Origin of the sequence: Gordonia sp. IITR100, assembly GCF_002009645.1 — a bacterium.
Taxonomy (GTDB): domain Bacteria; phylum Actinomycetota; class Actinomycetes; order Mycobacteriales; family Mycobacteriaceae; genus Gordonia; species Gordonia hongkongensis.
Genome location: NZ_MVKV01000017.1, coordinates 94,919 through 110,148, shown reverse-complemented (window position 1 = coordinate 110,148; position 15,230 = coordinate 94,919). Strand labels below are relative to the sequence as shown.

At 67.8% G+C, this 15,230-nt stretch carries 15 protein-coding genes and 1 rRNA gene; 10 read left to right on the top strand and 6 right to left on the bottom strand.

All coding sequences use genetic code 11. The features are described 5' to 3' along the window. The first annotated feature begins 169 nt into the window (after positions 1-169). A 5S ribosomal RNA gene (gene rrf, locus B1818_RS19625) occupies positions 170-286 on the top strand. A gap of 56 nt (positions 287-342) precedes the next feature. On the opposite strand, the gene B1818_RS19620 is transcribed toward rrf, so the two are convergent. Continuing rightward, positions 343-2,208, bottom strand: a complete 1,866-nt coding sequence (locus tag B1818_RS19620) for an NAD(P)/FAD-dependent oxidoreductase (RefSeq protein WP_058253681.1) — start codon at positions 2,206-2,208, stop codon at positions 343-345. Positions 2,209-2,363: 155 nt separating this feature from the next. Between B1818_RS19620 and B1818_RS19615 the strand changes: the two genes are divergently transcribed. Next, positions 2,364-3,620: a helix-turn-helix domain-containing protein gene (locus B1818_RS19615; RefSeq protein WP_058253680.1), complete on the top strand. Its 1,257-nt coding sequence runs from the start codon at positions 2,364-2,366 to the stop codon at positions 3,618-3,620. A gap of 11 nt (positions 3,621-3,631) precedes the next feature. On the opposite strand, the gene B1818_RS19610 is transcribed toward B1818_RS19615, so the two are convergent. Then, positions 3,632-4,318 carry a response regulator transcription factor gene (locus B1818_RS19610; protein WP_058253679.1) on the bottom strand — a complete coding sequence of 229 codons (687 nt, stop codon included), beginning with the start codon at positions 4,316-4,318 and terminating at the stop codon, positions 3,632-3,634. Then, complete coding sequence (locus B1818_RS19605) at positions 4,315-5,487, bottom strand: sensor histidine kinase (protein WP_231742661.1); 1,173 nt, start codon at positions 5,485-5,487, stop codon at positions 4,315-4,317. Before B1818_RS19605 ends, B1818_RS19610 begins: the two co-directional genes overlap by 4 nt. A 160-nt stretch (positions 5,488-5,647) precedes the next feature. On the opposite strand from B1818_RS19605, the gene B1818_RS19600 reads away from it, so the two are divergent. The 6 genes from B1818_RS19600 (at position 5,648) to crcB (ending at position 10,246) form a co-directional block, all read left to right on the top strand. Continuing rightward, positions 5,648-6,289, top strand: a complete 642-nt coding sequence (locus B1818_RS19600) for a universal stress protein (protein ID WP_058253677.1) — start codon at positions 5,648-5,650, stop codon at positions 6,287-6,289. A 26-nt stretch (positions 6,290-6,315) separates the two neighbouring features. Next, positions 6,316-6,915, top strand: coding sequence for an MSMEG_1061 family FMN-dependent PPOX-type flavoprotein (locus tag B1818_RS19595; RefSeq protein WP_058253689.1), 600 nt, complete (start codon positions 6,316-6,318; stop codon positions 6,913-6,915). Between the two features lie 119 nt (positions 6,916-7,034). Continuing rightward, positions 7,035-8,915 (top strand): propionyl-CoA synthetase, encoded by a 1,881-nt coding sequence (locus B1818_RS19590; protein WP_058253688.1) that lies wholly within the window; start codon positions 7,035-7,037, stop codon positions 8,913-8,915. A gap of 4 nt (positions 8,916-8,919) precedes the next feature. Further along, positions 8,920-9,402, top strand: a complete 483-nt coding sequence (locus B1818_RS19585; RefSeq protein ID WP_058253676.1) for a DUF6790 family protein — start codon at positions 8,920-8,922, stop codon at positions 9,400-9,402. 14 nt (positions 9,403-9,416) lie between these two features. Then, the gene (locus B1818_RS19580) at positions 9,417-9,881 is read left to right on the top strand and encodes a CrcB family protein (RefSeq protein ID WP_058253675.1); all 465 of its coding nucleotides are present in this window, start codon (positions 9,417-9,419) and stop codon (positions 9,879-9,881) included. Continuing rightward, positions 9,878-10,246 carry a fluoride efflux transporter CrcB gene (gene crcB / locus B1818_RS19575; protein WP_175404384.1) on the top strand — a complete coding sequence of 123 codons (369 nt, stop codon included), beginning with the start codon at positions 9,878-9,880 and terminating at the stop codon, positions 10,244-10,246. Before B1818_RS19580 ends, crcB begins: the two co-directional genes overlap by 4 nt. Before the next feature lie 73 nt (positions 10,247-10,319). Here crcB and B1818_RS19570 read toward each other — a convergent pair whose 3' ends face one another. After that, positions 10,320-11,543: an acyl-CoA dehydrogenase family protein gene (locus tag B1818_RS19570; protein WP_078113718.1), complete on the bottom strand. Its 1,224-nt coding sequence runs from the start codon at positions 11,541-11,543 to the stop codon at positions 10,320-10,322. A 26-nt stretch (positions 11,544-11,569) separates the two neighbouring features. Continuing rightward, positions 11,570-12,940, bottom strand: a complete 1,371-nt coding sequence (locus B1818_RS19565) for an acyl-CoA dehydrogenase family protein (RefSeq protein ID WP_078113725.1) — start codon at positions 12,938-12,940, stop codon at positions 11,570-11,572. Between the two features lie 179 nt (positions 12,941-13,119). Between B1818_RS19565 and B1818_RS19560 the strand changes: the two genes are divergently transcribed. Then, entirely contained in the window at positions 13,120-13,578 is a 459-nt protein-coding gene (locus tag B1818_RS19560) for a DUF2752 domain-containing protein (RefSeq protein ID WP_078113717.1), read from the top strand. A gap of 17 nt (positions 13,579-13,595) precedes the next feature. Beyond that, positions 13,596-14,255: an MBL fold metallo-hydrolase gene (locus B1818_RS19555; protein WP_058253672.1), complete on the top strand. Its 660-nt coding sequence runs from the start codon at positions 13,596-13,598 to the stop codon at positions 14,253-14,255. Positions 14,256-14,406: 151 nt separating this feature from the next. Here B1818_RS19555 and hisN read toward each other — a convergent pair whose 3' ends face one another. Continuing rightward, positions 14,407-15,219, bottom strand: coding sequence for a histidinol-phosphatase (hisN, locus tag B1818_RS19550; RefSeq protein ID WP_058253671.1), 813 nt, complete (start codon positions 15,217-15,219; stop codon positions 14,407-14,409). Positions 15,220-15,230 lie beyond the last annotated feature (11 nt).

The window sequence follows — 15,230 nt, the reverse complement described above, 5'->3', positions numbered from 1 at the left end:
TACGCACAGCAATGTGTTCAGGTGACTGGTACTAATCGGCCGAGGACTTACCAACAACACCCACAACATCACCAAACACCGTTTTGGTGTGTTCGCATCCACTATGTACTTCTGAAACAACACACAACAGAAAAATAAACACTGTTGTGTGACAGTTGTTTCACAAAGTTACGGCGGCTATAGCGGAGGGGAAACGCCCGGCCCCATTCCGAACCCGGAAGCTAAGCCCTCCAGCGCCAATGGTACTGCACCCTAATCAGTGTGGGAGAGTAGGACACCGCCGAACACAATTTCAGAAAGGCCCCGCAACCCTCGTGGTTGCGGGGCCTTTCTCATTGGTGATCAGCTCAGGTGGTGGACGTCCGCCAAGCCGTATACGGGCGTGGGGATTCCTTCATATCGCGCCTTCAGCTGTAGGGCGAGATACAGCGAATAGTGGCGCGACTGGTGCAGATTTCCGCCGTGGAACCACAGGCCCGGTTGCTGGGTGGGCTTCCACATGTTCCGCTGTTCGCCCTCCCAGGGGCCCGGGTCCTTGGTCGTTTCGGAACCGAGTCCCCACACCTTTCCGACACGGTCGGCGACCTCCTGTCCCATGAGGTCGGCGGCCCAGCCGTTCATCGATCCGTACCCCGTGGCGTAGACGACCACGTCGGCGTCGATCTCGGTCCCGTCGGCGAGCACCACCGAATTCTCGGTGAGGTGGTCCAATTGACCGTGGACCAGCTTGATCGTTCCGTCGGCGATGAGTTCGCTCGCGCCCACGTCGATGTAGTAGCCGGACCCGCGGCGTAGGTACTTCATGAAGAGTCCGGAGTCGTCGTCGCCGAAGTCGAGCTCGAAGCCGGCCGCCTCGAGTCGTTCGTAGAATTCCTTGTCCTGTTCGCGGATCTGGTCATACACGGGTACCTGGAACTGGTGCATGATCCGGTAGGGCAACGAGGCGAAGGTGAGATCGGCCTTCTTGGTCGTCATCCCGGAGGCGACCGCCTCCTCGCTGTACAGGGAACCGAGGGCGATCGACCGCAGCGAGTCGGATTTCACGATGTGGGTCGAGGAGCGCTGCACCATCGTGGCGTCGACGCCGTTGTCCACCAGCGCCTTGCAGATGTCGTGCGCGGAGTTGTTGGAGCCGATGACGACGACCTTCTTGCCGAGGTAGCCGTCCGGTCCGGGATGTGCGCTCGAGTGGTGTTGCTCGCCGGCGAACACATCCTGCCCGGGGACCGAAGGGACGGCAGGTTTGCCGGACATCCCGGTCGCGAGGACCAGCTGCGTCGGATGGAGCGTGAGGCGCTCACCGTCCCGGTCGACCTCAACCGTCCACCGTGACTCGGCCTCGTCGTACTCGGCGGACAGACACGTCGTCTTACTCCAGTACGGAACCTCCATGACCTTGGTGTAGAACTCGAGCCAGTCGCCGATCTTGTCCTTGGGTGCGAAGACCGGCCAGTTGTCGGGGAACGGCAGGTAGGGGAGATGGTCGTACCAAACCGGGTCGTGCAGGCACAGCGACTTGTAGCGTTTGCGCCACTGGTCCCCGGGACGGTCATGGCGATCGACGACGACCGACGGCACGCCGAGCTGGCGGAGTCGTGCGCCGAGCGCGATACCGCCCTGCCCGCCGCCGATCACGAGCACGTACGGTTGCGCCGACCGTCCGAGCGACAATTCCTCGTCGGCCTTCTTCTCCGCCCAGGAACGGGTGTCGGGATCTGAACCGTGCACCGCCCCGAGCGGTCGATTCGGGCCGGCCGACTCCTCGTGTCCCTTCAGTTCCTGCATCGTCGTCAGCAGCGTCCAGGCCTTGTCCTCCCCGGCGTCGCGCCCGCCACCGTCGGTGCCGTCGTCGTCGCGACGGATGCGCAGGTGTCCCTCACACCGCCCGACGGCGGTCTCGAACGCGATGAACGCCGAGACGACACCGTCCCCGTCGTCGGTAGCCGGTTCGGTGGTGGTGAAGTTCGATGGCCGGGTGTCGGCGAGACGCGCGGTCAGCATGTCGGCGATCTGCTCGTGGCCCTCCACCGTCTTGATGTTCCAGGTGAATGCGGTCAGGTCGCGCCAGTAGCTGTCGGTCAGAAACGCGTTCGTCGCGCGGGCGATGTCATGTGCGGCGAGTGCGGATTCGAACTCACGCAGCCAGGCGTCCATCCGCTCCTGCGGGGTGCGGTCGAGATGGACCAGCGGTTCCAATGTCTGAGTCATGATGCCTCCTCGAGATGTGCCCCGCGAACGTGATGTGGAACACAGCGGGTTGTGGACAGCAGACGCCCTGGCGCCGGGTGGCGGCAAGGGTTGCAGGGGGTTGCGAGGGCCGGGGTACGTTGTCGTTGTCTGTGACGTGACGCACAATCGAAGAGATGAACGCTTACGAGTCGGCCTCCGAGCTGGAGCCCGCGGTGCACGCCGGCGACGATCCGCGCGAGTTCGCGTCCGTTCTCAGCGCGGTTCACGACGCGGCGATGTCGGGCGGGCGCATGCCGGCGCGTCCGCGGAGCGTCATCGACGACTCGTGGCAGCGACTCCGGCGTGCCGGTCTCGACCCGGACGTGGACTGTGCCGGGGAACGGACGCTTCAGCTCGAGGAGCTCGAGGAACGCCGCCGACGCTCCGGCCTGGCGGAGGTCGTGGACGAGCTGGCACGTGGCCTCGACTCGCTGATCGCCGATGGCGACAACATCCTGGTCGTCTCGGATGCCGATGGGCACGTGCTATGGCGGAGCGGATCGTCGAGGGTGCTCACGCGCGCGGACACCCTCGGGTTCGTCGAGGGTGCCGACTGGGCCGAGGGCTCGGTGGGGACCAACGCGATCGGTACGGCACTGATGTCAGGTCGTTCGGTGCAGGTGTTCTCGGCCGAGCACTTCGTGCGCAGTCATCATTCGTGGACCTGTACCGGTGCACCGATCAAGGACCCGCGGACCGGTGAGATGTTGGGGGTGGTCGATGTGAGTGGTCCGGCCGCCACCATCCATCCGACCACCTTGGCGCTGGTGCATGCGGTCGCCCGGCTGGCCGAATCGCAACTACGCGAGAGCCATCACCGACGACTCGATTCGTTGCGGGCGGTGGCCGCGCCGATCCTCGCCCGCATGCCCGGCCCAGCGTTGGCGGTCGACACCGACGGGTGGGTCGCCGCCGTCGACACCGTGTCTCCGCGATCGCGACTGATCCTGCCACCGCGGCTCGGCCCCGGCCGGATCTTCGTGAATGCGCTGGGGGAGTGCGACGTCGAGGCGTTGCCCGGCGGATGGTTGGTGCGCGTCGCGGAGACCTCGGACGTATCCACCACACGGGTGATCGTGCGGGTACCGCCGGACGCGTCGGGTGTCCGAAACGTCGAGGTCACTGTCGAAGGCGCGAGCGGTGCCTGGACCCATCGCTGTTCGCCCCGGCACGGCGAGATCCTCACCCTCCTGGCGCGACGGCCCGGCGGCGTCACCGCGGCCCAGATGTCGATGCACCTGTTCGGCGTCGACGACCGGACGGTCACCGTGCGGGCCGAGATGTCCCGTCTGCGCAAGCACTTCGGTGGTCTGCTCGTGGCGGGCCCGTACCGGTTCGTCGACGGGGTCGACGTCGAGGTGCTCGCCCCCGAGGCCACCGTGCACGACTGATCTACACGGGCTCAGTCGTACTCGGCGACCACGAGCCCACGGTCGAAGGCGTACACGATCGCCGCCGCCCGGTCGCGGAGGTCGAGCTTCGTGAAGATGTGATTGATGTGGCTCTTCACGGTCACCTGCGAGATGCCGAGGGCCGCACCGATTTCCGCGTTGGTGCGGCCGCGGGCGATCAGGCGGAGGACATCGGTCTCGCGGTCGGTGAGCCCGGGCACGGTGCTCACCTGCTCACGCCCCGACCGTCGGAAGCCGTGGAGAACGCGTTCGGTCACCGCCGGGTCGAGGAAAGCGCCGTCGCGAACCACCGCGCGGACCGCCCAGATGAGCGCCTCGGCCGGCGAATCCTTGAGGATGAATCCGGCAGCTCCGGCGCGCAGCGCGCGGGACAACAGGGCGTCGTCGTCGAAGGTGGTCAGGATCAGCACCGGCGGCGGCTCCCGCAGGGTGCGGACCATCGTGGTGGCGGTGATGCCGTCGACGTCGCGCATCCGCAGATCCATCAGGACGATGTCGGGCCGGTGCTCGGCGATCCCCGCGAGGACTCCGGAACCGTCCGCGCATTCACCCACGATGTCGAAGCCGTCGCGCAGGCGCAGGATGCGACGCAGGCCCGTACGGATGAGCTCCTGGTCGTCGACGAGGAGAACCCGGATCGGGTCGGCCGCGGGATCGGTGGGTGCGGTCGTCGTCATGCGGGCACCCCCGCGGTGAGCGGTCGCGACGGCAGCGTCGCGTGGACCGACCAGGTGCCTGCGCGATGCGCTGTCCGGAGCGTGCCGCCGAGCAGTGCCGCGCGCTGGGTCATTCCCTCGATACCGGTGCCGTCGCATTCTCGAGGCCGATCCTCGGTCGCCGGGTTCTCGACCGTGAGAGCCACTGCATCGGCCACCGACACCGAGACCGAGGCCTGCTTGGCCACCGAGTGTTTGACGACGTTGGCCAGGGACTCCTGGGTGATCCGATACAGCGCCGCACCGACCGGACGTGGCAGCTCGGTGAGGTCGCCGACGAGGCTGAAGTCGATGTCGACGCCGGCCTTGCGGTAGTCCTCGACGAGCCGGACGAGGTCTCCGGCGCCCGGTGACGGGGCCGTCGTTCCCGTCGGCTCGGTCGTCCCCAGTACGTGGACGATGGTGCGGATCTCGGTCATTGCCTGTCGGCCTTGGCGTTCGGCGTCGGAGAGTGCCTCCAGTGCCTCCTCGATGTCACGATCCTGTTCGAGCACGCGACGGGCGCCGGTGACGTTGAGCATGGTGATCGACAGGGAATGCGCGATGACATCGTGGATCTCGCGGGCGATCCGCTGTCGTTCGTCACTCGCGGCGCGGTCGGCACGCTCGGCGAGCACCCGGGCCCGATTGTCGGCCAGACGCTTCTGGATCAGCATCATGTAGCCGATCAGCCAACCGCACGCGACGCCGAGCGCGTAGATGGCCGGTGACTCGAGACCGCCGACGGCGCCGAACCACACGATGACGGCGAGGCAGGCCGCCGTCACGATCAGTCCGGCGGGAAGGGGATACATCGCGGCGGCGATCGCCGCCACCAGGACGAGTTGGAGGGGGGCGGCGTCGGTGGGCGTCGGGACCATGAGGAAGCAGACCGTACTGGTGATCACGGCAGAGCACGGGTACGAGGTCGGCGGCAGGGTCAGGTCGAGCACCAGCGAGAGCACGGCGAGGACCAGCGCCGCGATCACCCACCCGATCTGATCGAACGGGAAACGTTGTGCCGTCGACACCAGGGTGACCACGACGCTCGACGACAGGATCACCGCGGGGTACAGCGGCGGGTAGTCGCCGCCCGCCCGTTCGATCCGCCGGCGCAGCCCCGCGCCCATCTCCGCTGTGAAGCCCGTCACCGTTCCAGGATAGTTCCGCAGAACTGCCGAACGTCCGCCTCACGGTGGATTCGGCTGTCCACCCTGGGGTGGAGAACCGGTCAACCCGCGGGATGGCGACTCGGGACGATGGTCTCCATAGCGTTGTGAGCAGCCGATATCGCCGACCGAGGAGGACATCATGAGCACGCTGCGGACACGACCCCGGCGCTGGGAGCGCCTCGGGACCCGACGAGTGCCGACAGATCCCGCCCTGGCCGGGCCGATCGACGCGCGCGGCGTACCGGTGAAGAGCCACGCGGGGTTCGGCCGTCCGGTCGTCGTCGGAGTCGACGGGAGTGACGCCTCACTGCGTGCGGTGAAGGTCGCCGTTCGACTGCTCGGCGATTCCGGCGACCTGATCCTGATCTGCGCCACGCGGCGTCGTCGGAAAGAAGCGAGCACCACGCTCCACGACGCCCTCAAGGACGAGGCCTATCTGCTCTCCGGTCAGGCGGGAGTCGACGAGACCCTGCGGACCGCCGCCGAACTCGCGAGGTGGCATGGTGCACGGACGGTGTCGACCATGAGCGAGGTCGGCGACCCGACGACGGTCCTGCACCGGGCAGCCCGACGGGTGGAGGCCGGCGCCGTCGTCATCGGTACCGGTGGGACACGTCCGGGCTGGACCGCCCGACGTCTCGCCGGACGACTCGACGCCGACGTCACCCTGATCGTCACCGACGGGTCGGTCCATCTGCGCCGTCGGGCTGCGCGGGTCGATGATGTCCGCGACACCACCTGGACCTTCCCCTGGCCGGCGCCCGCACCGCGACCCGCGTAGCAACGGCCGCGTGACACGATGTGCAGATGCACATCACCGACGAGTCGAGGCTGCGGGAGATCGTCGGCCATCCGATGGAGATCATCCGCGACAAGGCGCGGAACTCACTCGCCGCCGTCGACCGGGAATGGCTCGCGGAGTCGCCGATGGTGTTCCTGGCGACGGCCGACGAACTCGGACGGATCGACGTGTCGCCCAAGGGCGACCCGGCCGGCAAGGTCGTCCACGTCATCGACGACCGGCACATCGCGATACCCGAGCGGCCGGGCAACCGTCGTGTCGACGGCTACGTGAACATACTCCGGAACCCCAATGCGGGCACCATCTTCGTCGTACCCGGTCGCGGGGACACGCTGCGGATCAACGGCCGCGCCCGCATCGTCGAGGACGCCGACTACTTCGACGACCTCACGGTCAGCGGTAAGCGGCCGATCCTCGCGGTGGAGATCACCGTCGACGAGGTGTTCTACCACTGTCCCAAGGCGTTTCTCCGGTCCGATCTGTGGAAGCCGGACTCATGGCGACCCGACGCGCTGCCCTCGGTCGCGGAGATCACCCGGCGCGTGATGCCCGAAGCGGGCAACGAACGGTTCACCGAGGACAGCTTCCGTCCGTACCTCTACTGACCCGCCGGCGGTGCGGGCGCGGGATCGAACACGGTGTCCCCGGTCACCCCGATACCCTCGAAGGGCGATGCGGCACCGACGACACCGGTGCCCTCACCGACGACGGCGAAGGGATGGCCATGGGCCGGTACATTGAAGCGTTCACACGGGCAGCCGACGATCGGGAGGCTTTCTGGCTCGACGCCGCCACCGGCGTCGAATGGATCACCCCACCCACCTCCGCGCTCGACGACTCTGCCGCCCCGCTCTACCGCTGGTTCCCGGACGCGACCCTGAACACCTGTGCCAACACCCTCGATCGCCACGTGTCGGCGGGGCACGGCGACCGGACCGCGCTGATCTGGGACTCGGCGATGGTGGGCGAGGTCCGTCGGTACTCCTACGCCGAACTGCTCGACGAGGTCTCGCGATTCGCCGGTGTCCTCACCGGGCAGGGGATCGGTTACGGAGATCGCGTGGTGATCTACATGCCGATGATTCCCGAGGCGGCCGTCGCGATGCTGGCGTGCGCGCGGATCGGCGCGGTGCACTCGGTGGTCTTCGGCGGTTTCGCCGCCCGTGAGCTCGCGACCCGTATCGACGACGCCGAGCCCGTCGCCGTCCTCACCGCCTCGGGCGGTCTGGAACCGGGCCGGGTCGTCGAGTATCTGCCGATGGTGGCCAAGGCCATCGAGTTGTCGGCGACGCCCCCGCGCGTCGTCATCGTCAAGGACCGTCCCGAGATCGGCGGTGTCGCAGCGGATCACGAGGGTTGGCTCGACTGGGACGACGTGCTCGCCGGTGCCGATCCGGTCGAGCCGGTCGCGGTCAAGGCTACCGATCCGCTGTACATCCTCTACACCTCGGGGACCACCGGGAAGCCCAAGGGCGTCGTCCGCGACAACGGCGGGCATGCGGTGGCCCTGACATGGTCGATGGCGAACATCTACGACATCGCCGCCGGCGACGTGTGGTGGACCGCCTCGGATGTCGGGTGGGTCGTCGGACACTCCTACATCGTGTACGGGCCCCTCCTCGTCGGAGCGACGTCGGTGATGTACGAGGGCAAGCCGGTCGGTACCCCGGACGCGGGCGCGTTCTGGCGTGTCATCGGCGAACACGGGGTGAAGGCGTTGTTCACCGCACCCACCGCGATCCGCGCCATCCGCAAGGCGGACCCGGACGCCACCGAACTGAGCAAGTACGACGTGTCCTCGCTCGAGACGTTGTTCGCAGCGGGCGAGCGACTCGACCCGGACACGTTCACGTGGGCATCGGAGGTGCTCGGTGTCCCGGTCGTGGACCACTGGTGGCAGACCGAGACCGGTTGGGCGATTGCGGCGAATCTCCGTGGCCTGGAACCGATGCCGATCAAGGCGGGCTCGCCGACGGTCCCCGTTCCCGGCTACCGCGTGGGGGTCGTCGACGCCGAGGGCAATTCGCTGGGCCCGGACGAGGAGGGCAACATCGTCATCGGTCTGCCGCTGCCGCCCGGAACCCTCGCCGGGTTGTGGCGCGACGAGGAGCGGTACCGCAAGTCGTATCTGTCGGCGTTCGACGGCTTCTACCTGACCGGCGACTCCGGTTACGTCGATGCCGACGGTTACGTGTTCGTTCTCGGCCGGTCCGACGACGTGATCAACGTTGCCGGACACCGGCTCTCGACGGGCAGTATCGAGGCAGTGGTGGCGTCGCACCCGGCGGTGGCCGAGTGCGCGGTCATCGGGATCCACGACGAACTGAAGGGCCAGCGTCCCAGCGGATACGTGGTGCTCAAGTCCGGCGTCGACATCGACGCCGAGACACTGCGCACCGAACTCGTGGCCATGGTGCGCGGCGAGATCGGGGCCGTCGCGACGTTCCGCGACGTGACGGTGGTGCCGGCGCTGCCGAAGACGCGGTCGGGCAAGATCCTCCGGAAGACCATGCGGCAAATCGCCGACCACGAGGAGTACACCGTGCCCTCCACCATCGAGGACCCCGATGTCCTGACCGCGCTGGCCGCACAACTCGAGGGCTGAGTCGATGCTCGATGGTGTGCTTCGCACCGCGATCCGGCTGGTGCCGTTCGTCGGGCTGGTCGGCACGATCATCACCACGATCGTCGACGCGTCGACCCCGGGTGGTGACCTGGGCCGGGATCTGCTCGAGAACTCAGTGCTGTGGATGATCGGTGTCCAGGGATGGATGACCGGGTGCGGACACATGTTCTTCGGCGAGCCGATCGCCGAGTCGATCGGGTGGCCCCCGAAGACGCCGTGGCAATGGGAGGTCGGGCTCGCCAGCCTGGCGACGGGTGTCTTGGGCGTGATCGCATCGGGTTTCGGTGACGAGTTCACCCTCGCCACCATCATCGCGTTCTCGGTGTTCTACCTGGGCGCCGCGGTCGGGCACGTACGGGAGATGGTGACCCGGCGGAACTTCAAGGCGGGCAACGCCGGTCCCATCTTCTTCTTCGACGTGCTGGTACCGATCTACCTGATCGTGTTGTACGTGTCGGTCACGTAGCGGAGACTTGGCGCGTGCACCGAGACGAGCACCGCGAACTCCCGGTCGATCCGGACGAACGCCCTGTGCATCTGCGCCTGCAGGCCGTCGCCTGGGTGTTCGCCGGCGGGATTCTCGGCACCGGGCTCCGGCTGTGGGCCGAGAACTCGTTCCCGGCCGTCGAAGGGCAGTGGCCCTGGGCCACTTTCGGGGTGAACGTCGCCGGCGCGTTCGTGCTGGGAGCGTTGCTCGAGTTGCTGATGCGTTCGGGACCCGACGGCGGATGGCGCCAGCGCATCCGTCTCTTCGGCGGCACCGGCATCTGTGGGGCGCTGACCACCTACAGCACCTTCGCGCTGGAGATCACCGAACTGACACGGGCTTCGGCGGTCGTGACCGCAACCATGTATGCGGTGCTGAGCGTGGTGCTGGGGGTTCTCGCGGCGGGTTGCGGGATCGCAGTCGCATCGACGATCGCCGGGCGGAGGGAACGATCGTGATCGCGTTCGCCGTGATGGTGGCGGGAGCGCTCGGTGCCGTCACCCGGTTCGTCGTCGACGGAGCTATTCGACACCGATGGCCGTCGACGACGCCCTGGGGCACCTTCGCGATCAACGTCAGCGGGTCGGCACTGCTGGGTGTGCTCGCCGGTCTCGTCGTCTTCCACGGGGCGCCGCACGACTGGCAGCTGGTCCTCGGGACCGGATTCTGCGGTGGCTACACGACTTTCAGCACGGCTGCGTTCGAGACGGTGCGGCTGGGGCAGCAGGAGGACAGGTGGCGGTCCGCCGCGTACGCCGTCGGAACGCTCGTCGCGTCGGTGTTCGCGTGCGCGGCCGCCGTGTGGGTCGTGTGGCTCGTCTGATCGCCGGCCCACGAACGACTCGGCCCCGCGACGGAAGCTCCGTCGCGGGGCCGAGAGGCGTTGTGTCAGATGATCACTTGAGTTCGGCGCTGCTCTTGTTCAGCACACGCCGGGCGATGATCAGATTCTGGATCTGCTGCGTCCCCTCGAAGATGTCGAGGATCTTGGAGTCGCGCGCCCACTTCTCCACCAGCAACCGCTCCGAGTAGCCGAGGGTGCCGGTGAGTTCGACGACCTTGTTGGTGACGTCGGTGGCGGTGCGGCCTGCCTTCGCCTTGGACATCGACGCCTCGGTCGAGTTCGGCTGCTTGTTGTCGGCCATCCAGGCGGCCCGCATGGTGTGCAGGTACGCGGCCTCGAAATCCGCCTCCATGCGCAGGAACTCGGCAGCGGCGGCGTGCTGGTCGGCGGCAGGCCGATCGTAGTCGACCTCGATGCCGGCCTCGTCGAGGATCGCGCGCAGTTCCTCGAGCGCGGCACGGGTCACGCCGACGGCCATGCCGGCCACCAGCGGACGGGTGTTGTCGAAGGTCTGCATGACCCCGCCGAAGCCCTTCCTGGTGTCGACCTCGGGTGAGCCGAGCAGGTTCTCCTTCGGGATCCGGCAGTTCTCGAAGCGGATCGCCGCCGTGTCGGAGACCTTGATACCCAGCTTGTGCTCGAGGCGTTCGACGGTGACACCCGGATGGGTACGCGGCACCACGAAGCTCTTGATGGCGGCGCGGCCGGCGCTCTTGTCGACGGTCGCCCAGACGACGATGTGGGTGGCGCGCGATCCCGCTGTCACGTAGATCTTCTCGCCGTCGATGACGTACTCGTCGCCGTCGAGGGTGGCGGTGGTCGACACGGCGGCCGAATCGGAGCCGAAGCCGGGCTCGGTGATGGCCATGGCCGCCCACACCTTGCCGAAGCGCTCGAGCTGCTCGTCGGTCGCGACGGCGGCGATCGCCGAGTTCCCCAGTCCCTGGTAGGGAATCGAGAGCATGAGGCCAACATCGCCCCAGGAAGTCTCCATCACGTTGACGACGGACTGCATGTTGCCGCCGTTGACCACGGCGCCCTCGGCCTTGGGCTTGTCTTTCTTCTGTTGGCTACGTCCGCCGTCGGCGCCCGCACCGGCCTGTCCGGTCTCGGACAGACCGTCGTACAGGCTGGCGAGGGTGTCGAGCTCGACGGGGTAGTCGTGCTCGCGCAGGTCGTACTTGCGCGAGATGGGCCGGAAGATCTCCGCGGCCGCCTGATGGGCCTGGTCGACGGTGACTCGCAGCTTCTTCGGGAGTTCGAGATTGATGCTCATGTCAGTTTCCTTGGGTCACAGGCGGTCTAGAGGACGACGATGCCTTCGCCGATGCCGGCGCCGCGGAGGTCGCGGTACCAGCGCTCGACCGGGTGCTCCTTGGTGAAGCCGTGGCCGCCGAGGAGCTGGACGCCGTCGAGGCCGATCTGCAGGCCCTTGTCGATGGTGAGTTTGCGGGCGAGGGCGGCTTCGCGGGCGAAGCTCAGGCCCTGCTCGGCGCGTGCGGCGCCGCGCAGCGTCACGAGGCGGATCGAGTCGACCTCGGTGGCGATGTTGGCGACCATGAACGCGACCGCCTGGCGGTTGGAGATCGGCTCGCCGAAGGCCTCACGCTCGTTGACGTAGGGGATCACGTAGTCGAGGACGGCGCGTGCGGTGCCCGCGGCCAGCGCCGACCAGCCCAGCCGGGACAGGCGAACGACGTCGCGGTACGCCGACGTCGCGGCGTCGGCCTCGCCGCCGATGATGGCGGTCGCCGGTACGGCGACGTCCTGCAGCAGCAGACGACCCATGCCCGCGGCGCGCACACCCATGCCCGGGTCGGCCTCGACGATCAGGCCCTTGCTGTCGGATTCGACGATGAAGAGGGCCGGCTTGCCGTCGAGCTGGGCGCCGACGATGAACAGTTCCGACGAGCCGGCGGCCGGGACGAAGGACTTGACACCGTTGAGGCGGAACCCGCTCGGCACGCGAGTTGCCTTGGTGCTCAACGAGAAGGCATCGAACAGCGGACGCGGCTCGGCGATGACGACCGCGGACTGGGGCACGTTCTCCCCGGCGAAGTCGGGCAGGTAGGTGCGCTGCTGCTCGTCGGTGCCGAAGTTGGTCACGGTGGTGGCCACACCACTCGGCGCGAGCAGCGGCAGCGCGAGGCCCATGTCGCCGTAGGCCATCGCCTCGGCGACGAGCGCGTTGGTCACGACCCCGCGCTCGGAGGCGGCGCCCTCGAACTCCTCGGGGACGTTGATCATGGTGATGCCGAGCTCGGCGGACCGCTTGACCAGGTCTTCGGGGGCCGCTGCGGCGGCGTCGGCGTCGTGTGCGGCCGGACGCAGGAGCTCGGTGGCGAACTCCTTCACCGTCTCGGCGATCATCTGCTGTTCGTCGTCGGGGGTGAGGTTGAAGTAGTCCTTGGGCGTGCTGGTGAGACGCTTGGCCTGGCCGGAGCCGCCGCCCTGAGCGGCCTTGAACGCGCGGTTCGCCGCCCCGAGGGTCTGGAAACCGGTCTTGGTGCCCTGGTAGGCGATGCGGTTGATGGGTTCGCGGATCTTGTACTTCTCGGCGAACTCGGAACCCGTCACCGTGGTCAGGACGCGCATCGCGGTGCCGATGAAGTTGCGCGGGTGCGGGTTGCGGCCGACTGCGGAGGTGTCGCGTGGTTCGGTGTGGGTTGTCATGATCACCAGCCGTTTCTTTCCAGTCGCCCCGGTGGGGGTCTGTGCGTGGATCCACGTGTGGGTGGAGGGTCGATGCGACCTATCTTACTCGGTAGTAAGTCCGTACCTTACTTCGGAGTAAGAAGTTTGTCACGCACTTGCCCGACACCGCCTTTCCGCACACCCGCTACGCTGGCCGCATGACCCTCGATCACCGCCGCGAACAGGGCTTATCAGGCAGCGAGGTGGTGGGCGCGACGACCGTCGCGGTGGTCGGTGCCGCCGCGCTCGGCGCCGCGTGTGTGTTCAGTCCGAGTGGTGTGGAGAGCGGACCGCCGCTGTGTCCGTTCGCGTTGATGACCGGACTTCCGTGTCCCGGCTGCGGACTCACCCGGAGCTGGGTTGCCTTCATGCACGGCGACGTCGGGTCCGCGTTCACCTTCAATGCCTTCGGTCCGGTGGTGCTGGTGCTGACCGCGGTGACCGTCGTCGCGGCGACGGTCACCCTGGTGCGCCGTCGCGGGGCGCCGCTCGCCGGCTGGCGCGACCGCGTGCTCGGACCCGTCGGCGCCGTCCTGCTGGGGGTGTGGCTGACCTACGGTTTCGTGCGAATCCTCGACGCCGCGTTCGGGTGGGGGTTCTTCCCGGTCGTCGTGTGAACGGGCACAGTGGAGTCATGCAGATCACCCACTTCGGCCATTCCTGTCTGCTCGTCGAGATCGACGGGACCAAGGTGCTCTTCGATCCGGGGAATTTCTCGCACGGGTTCGACGGCATCGACGATCTCGACGCGATCCTGATCACCCACCAGCACCCTGACCACTGCGACGTCGCGAAGCTGCCCGAGCTCGTCGCCGCGAACCCCGACGCGATCCTCTACGCCGATCCCCAGACGACCAAGCAGCTCAACGACGACGACGTGGCCGGCGCGTGGACGGCCGCCCGCAGCGGCGACCAGATCGAGATCGGTTCGCTCACCGCGCGTTTCACCGGCGGCCGGCATGCCGTCATCCATCCCGAGATCCCGGTCATCGACAACGTCGCCTATGTCCTCGGGACCGCCGACCAGCCGGGCCAATTCATGCATCCGGGGGACTCGTTTTACATTCCGTTCGAGCATGTCGATGTTCTCGCGCTGCCGTCGGCCGCGCCGTGGATGAAACTCAGCGAATCGGTCGACTACCTCCGGGCGATGGCGCCGCGCGTCGCCGTCCCCATCCATCAGGCGGTCCTGTCCGACGCCGGCAGCGGCATCCACTACGGGCGACTCGCGGACATGAAGGACGACGCGACCGAGTTCACGGTGCTGGAAAAGGAGAGCGCCGCGCAGGTGTGAGGGGCCGGGAGGTGGCTTCGACTCGGTTCGTCGCTGCGCTCCTCACCGGCTCAACCAGCGAGGGGGGCCTGCGAGCGGGCTCCCTCCGGTCCCTGAGGAGCGAGCTTGCGAGCGTGCTCCCTCCGGTCCCTGAGGAGCGAGCTCGCGAGCGTCACGAAGGGTCGACGCGCAGCGCCCCCAGCACCTCGTCGTGCAGCAGTCCGTTGCTGGCGATCGCACTGCCGCCGGCGGGTCCGGGCGTGCCGTCGAGGGCGGTGAAGCGTCCGCCCGCCTCGCGGACCAGGATGTCGAGCGGCGCCAGGTCCCACAGCGAGACCTCGGGTTCGGCGGTCACGTCGACCGCACCCTCGGCGACGAGGCAGTAGTTGAAGAAGTCGCCGTAGCCGCGCACGCGCCACACCCGGTCGGTGAGGTCGATGAATTTCTCGCGGATGCCGCGATCGGCCCAGCCGGACAGGCTCGAGAACGCGAGGCTGGCCGACCCGAGGTCGGCCACTCCCGACACCGACAGGCGTCGGACATCCTCGTCGTCGAAACGCACGTGCGCACCGAGACCTGTTGCCGCCCACCAGCGTCGGCGAAGTGCCGGTGCCGAGACAACCCCGACCGTGGGCACGCCGTCGATGAGGAGCGCGATCAGCGTGGCCCATACCGGGACGCCGCGGACGAAGTTCTTGGTCCCGTCGATGGGATCGACGACCCACTGCCGCCCGGAGAGCACGGCGTCGCCGCCGAACTCCTCGCCGAGCACGGTGTCGGCGGGGCGACGGGCCGAAAGGCGTTCGCGGATCAGGGTTTCGCACGCCAGGTCGGCATCGGACACCGGTGTGAGGTCCGGCTTGTCGTCCACCTTCAGGTCCACGGCGCCGAAGCGGTCCATGGTGAGTGCGTCGGCGGAGTCGGCGAGGGAGAGTGCGAGCTCGAGGTCGTCGCTGAACGTCGTCGGACCGGGAGGGACGGACATGCCCGGTAGGG

Coding starts and splice junctions, on each gene's coding strand:
- B1818_RS19585 (WP_058253676.1), top strand. CDS start 8,920: ATGCTCGATGGTGTGCTTCGCACCGCGATCCGGCTGGTGCCGTTCGTC.
- B1818_RS19555 (WP_058253672.1), top strand. CDS start 13,596: ATGCAGATCACCCACTTCGGCCATTCCTGTCTGCTCGTCGAGATCGAC.
- B1818_RS19595 (WP_058253689.1), top strand. CDS start 6,316: ATGCACATCACCGACGAGTCGAGGCTGCGGGAGATCGTCGGCCATCCG.
- B1818_RS19600 (WP_058253677.1), top strand. CDS start 5,648: ATGAGCACGCTGCGGACACGACCCCGGCGCTGGGAGCGCCTCGGGACC.
- hisN (WP_058253671.1), bottom strand. CDS start 15,219: ATGTCCGTCCCTCCCGGTCCGACGACGTTCAGCGACGACCTCGAGCTC.
- B1818_RS19610 (WP_058253679.1), bottom strand. CDS start 4,318: ATGACGACGACCGCACCCACCGATCCCGCGGCCGACCCGATCCGGGTT.
- B1818_RS19560 (WP_078113717.1), top strand. CDS start 13,120: ATGACCCTCGATCACCGCCGCGAACAGGGCTTATCAGGCAGCGAGGTG.
- B1818_RS19590 (WP_058253688.1), top strand. CDS start 7,035: ATGGGCCGGTACATTGAAGCGTTCACACGGGCAGCCGACGATCGGGAG.
- B1818_RS19615 (WP_058253680.1), top strand. CDS start 2,364: ATGAACGCTTACGAGTCGGCCTCCGAGCTGGAGCCCGCGGTGCACGCC.
- B1818_RS19620 (WP_058253681.1), bottom strand. CDS start 2,208: ATGACTCAGACATTGGAACCGCTGGTCCATCTCGACCGCACCCCGCAG.
- B1818_RS19570 (WP_078113718.1), bottom strand. CDS start 11,543: ATGAGCATCAATCTCGAACTCCCGAAGAAGCTGCGAGTCACCGTCGAC.
- B1818_RS19565 (WP_078113725.1), bottom strand. CDS start 12,940: ATGACAACCCACACCGAACCACGCGACACCTCCGCAGTCGGCCGCAAC.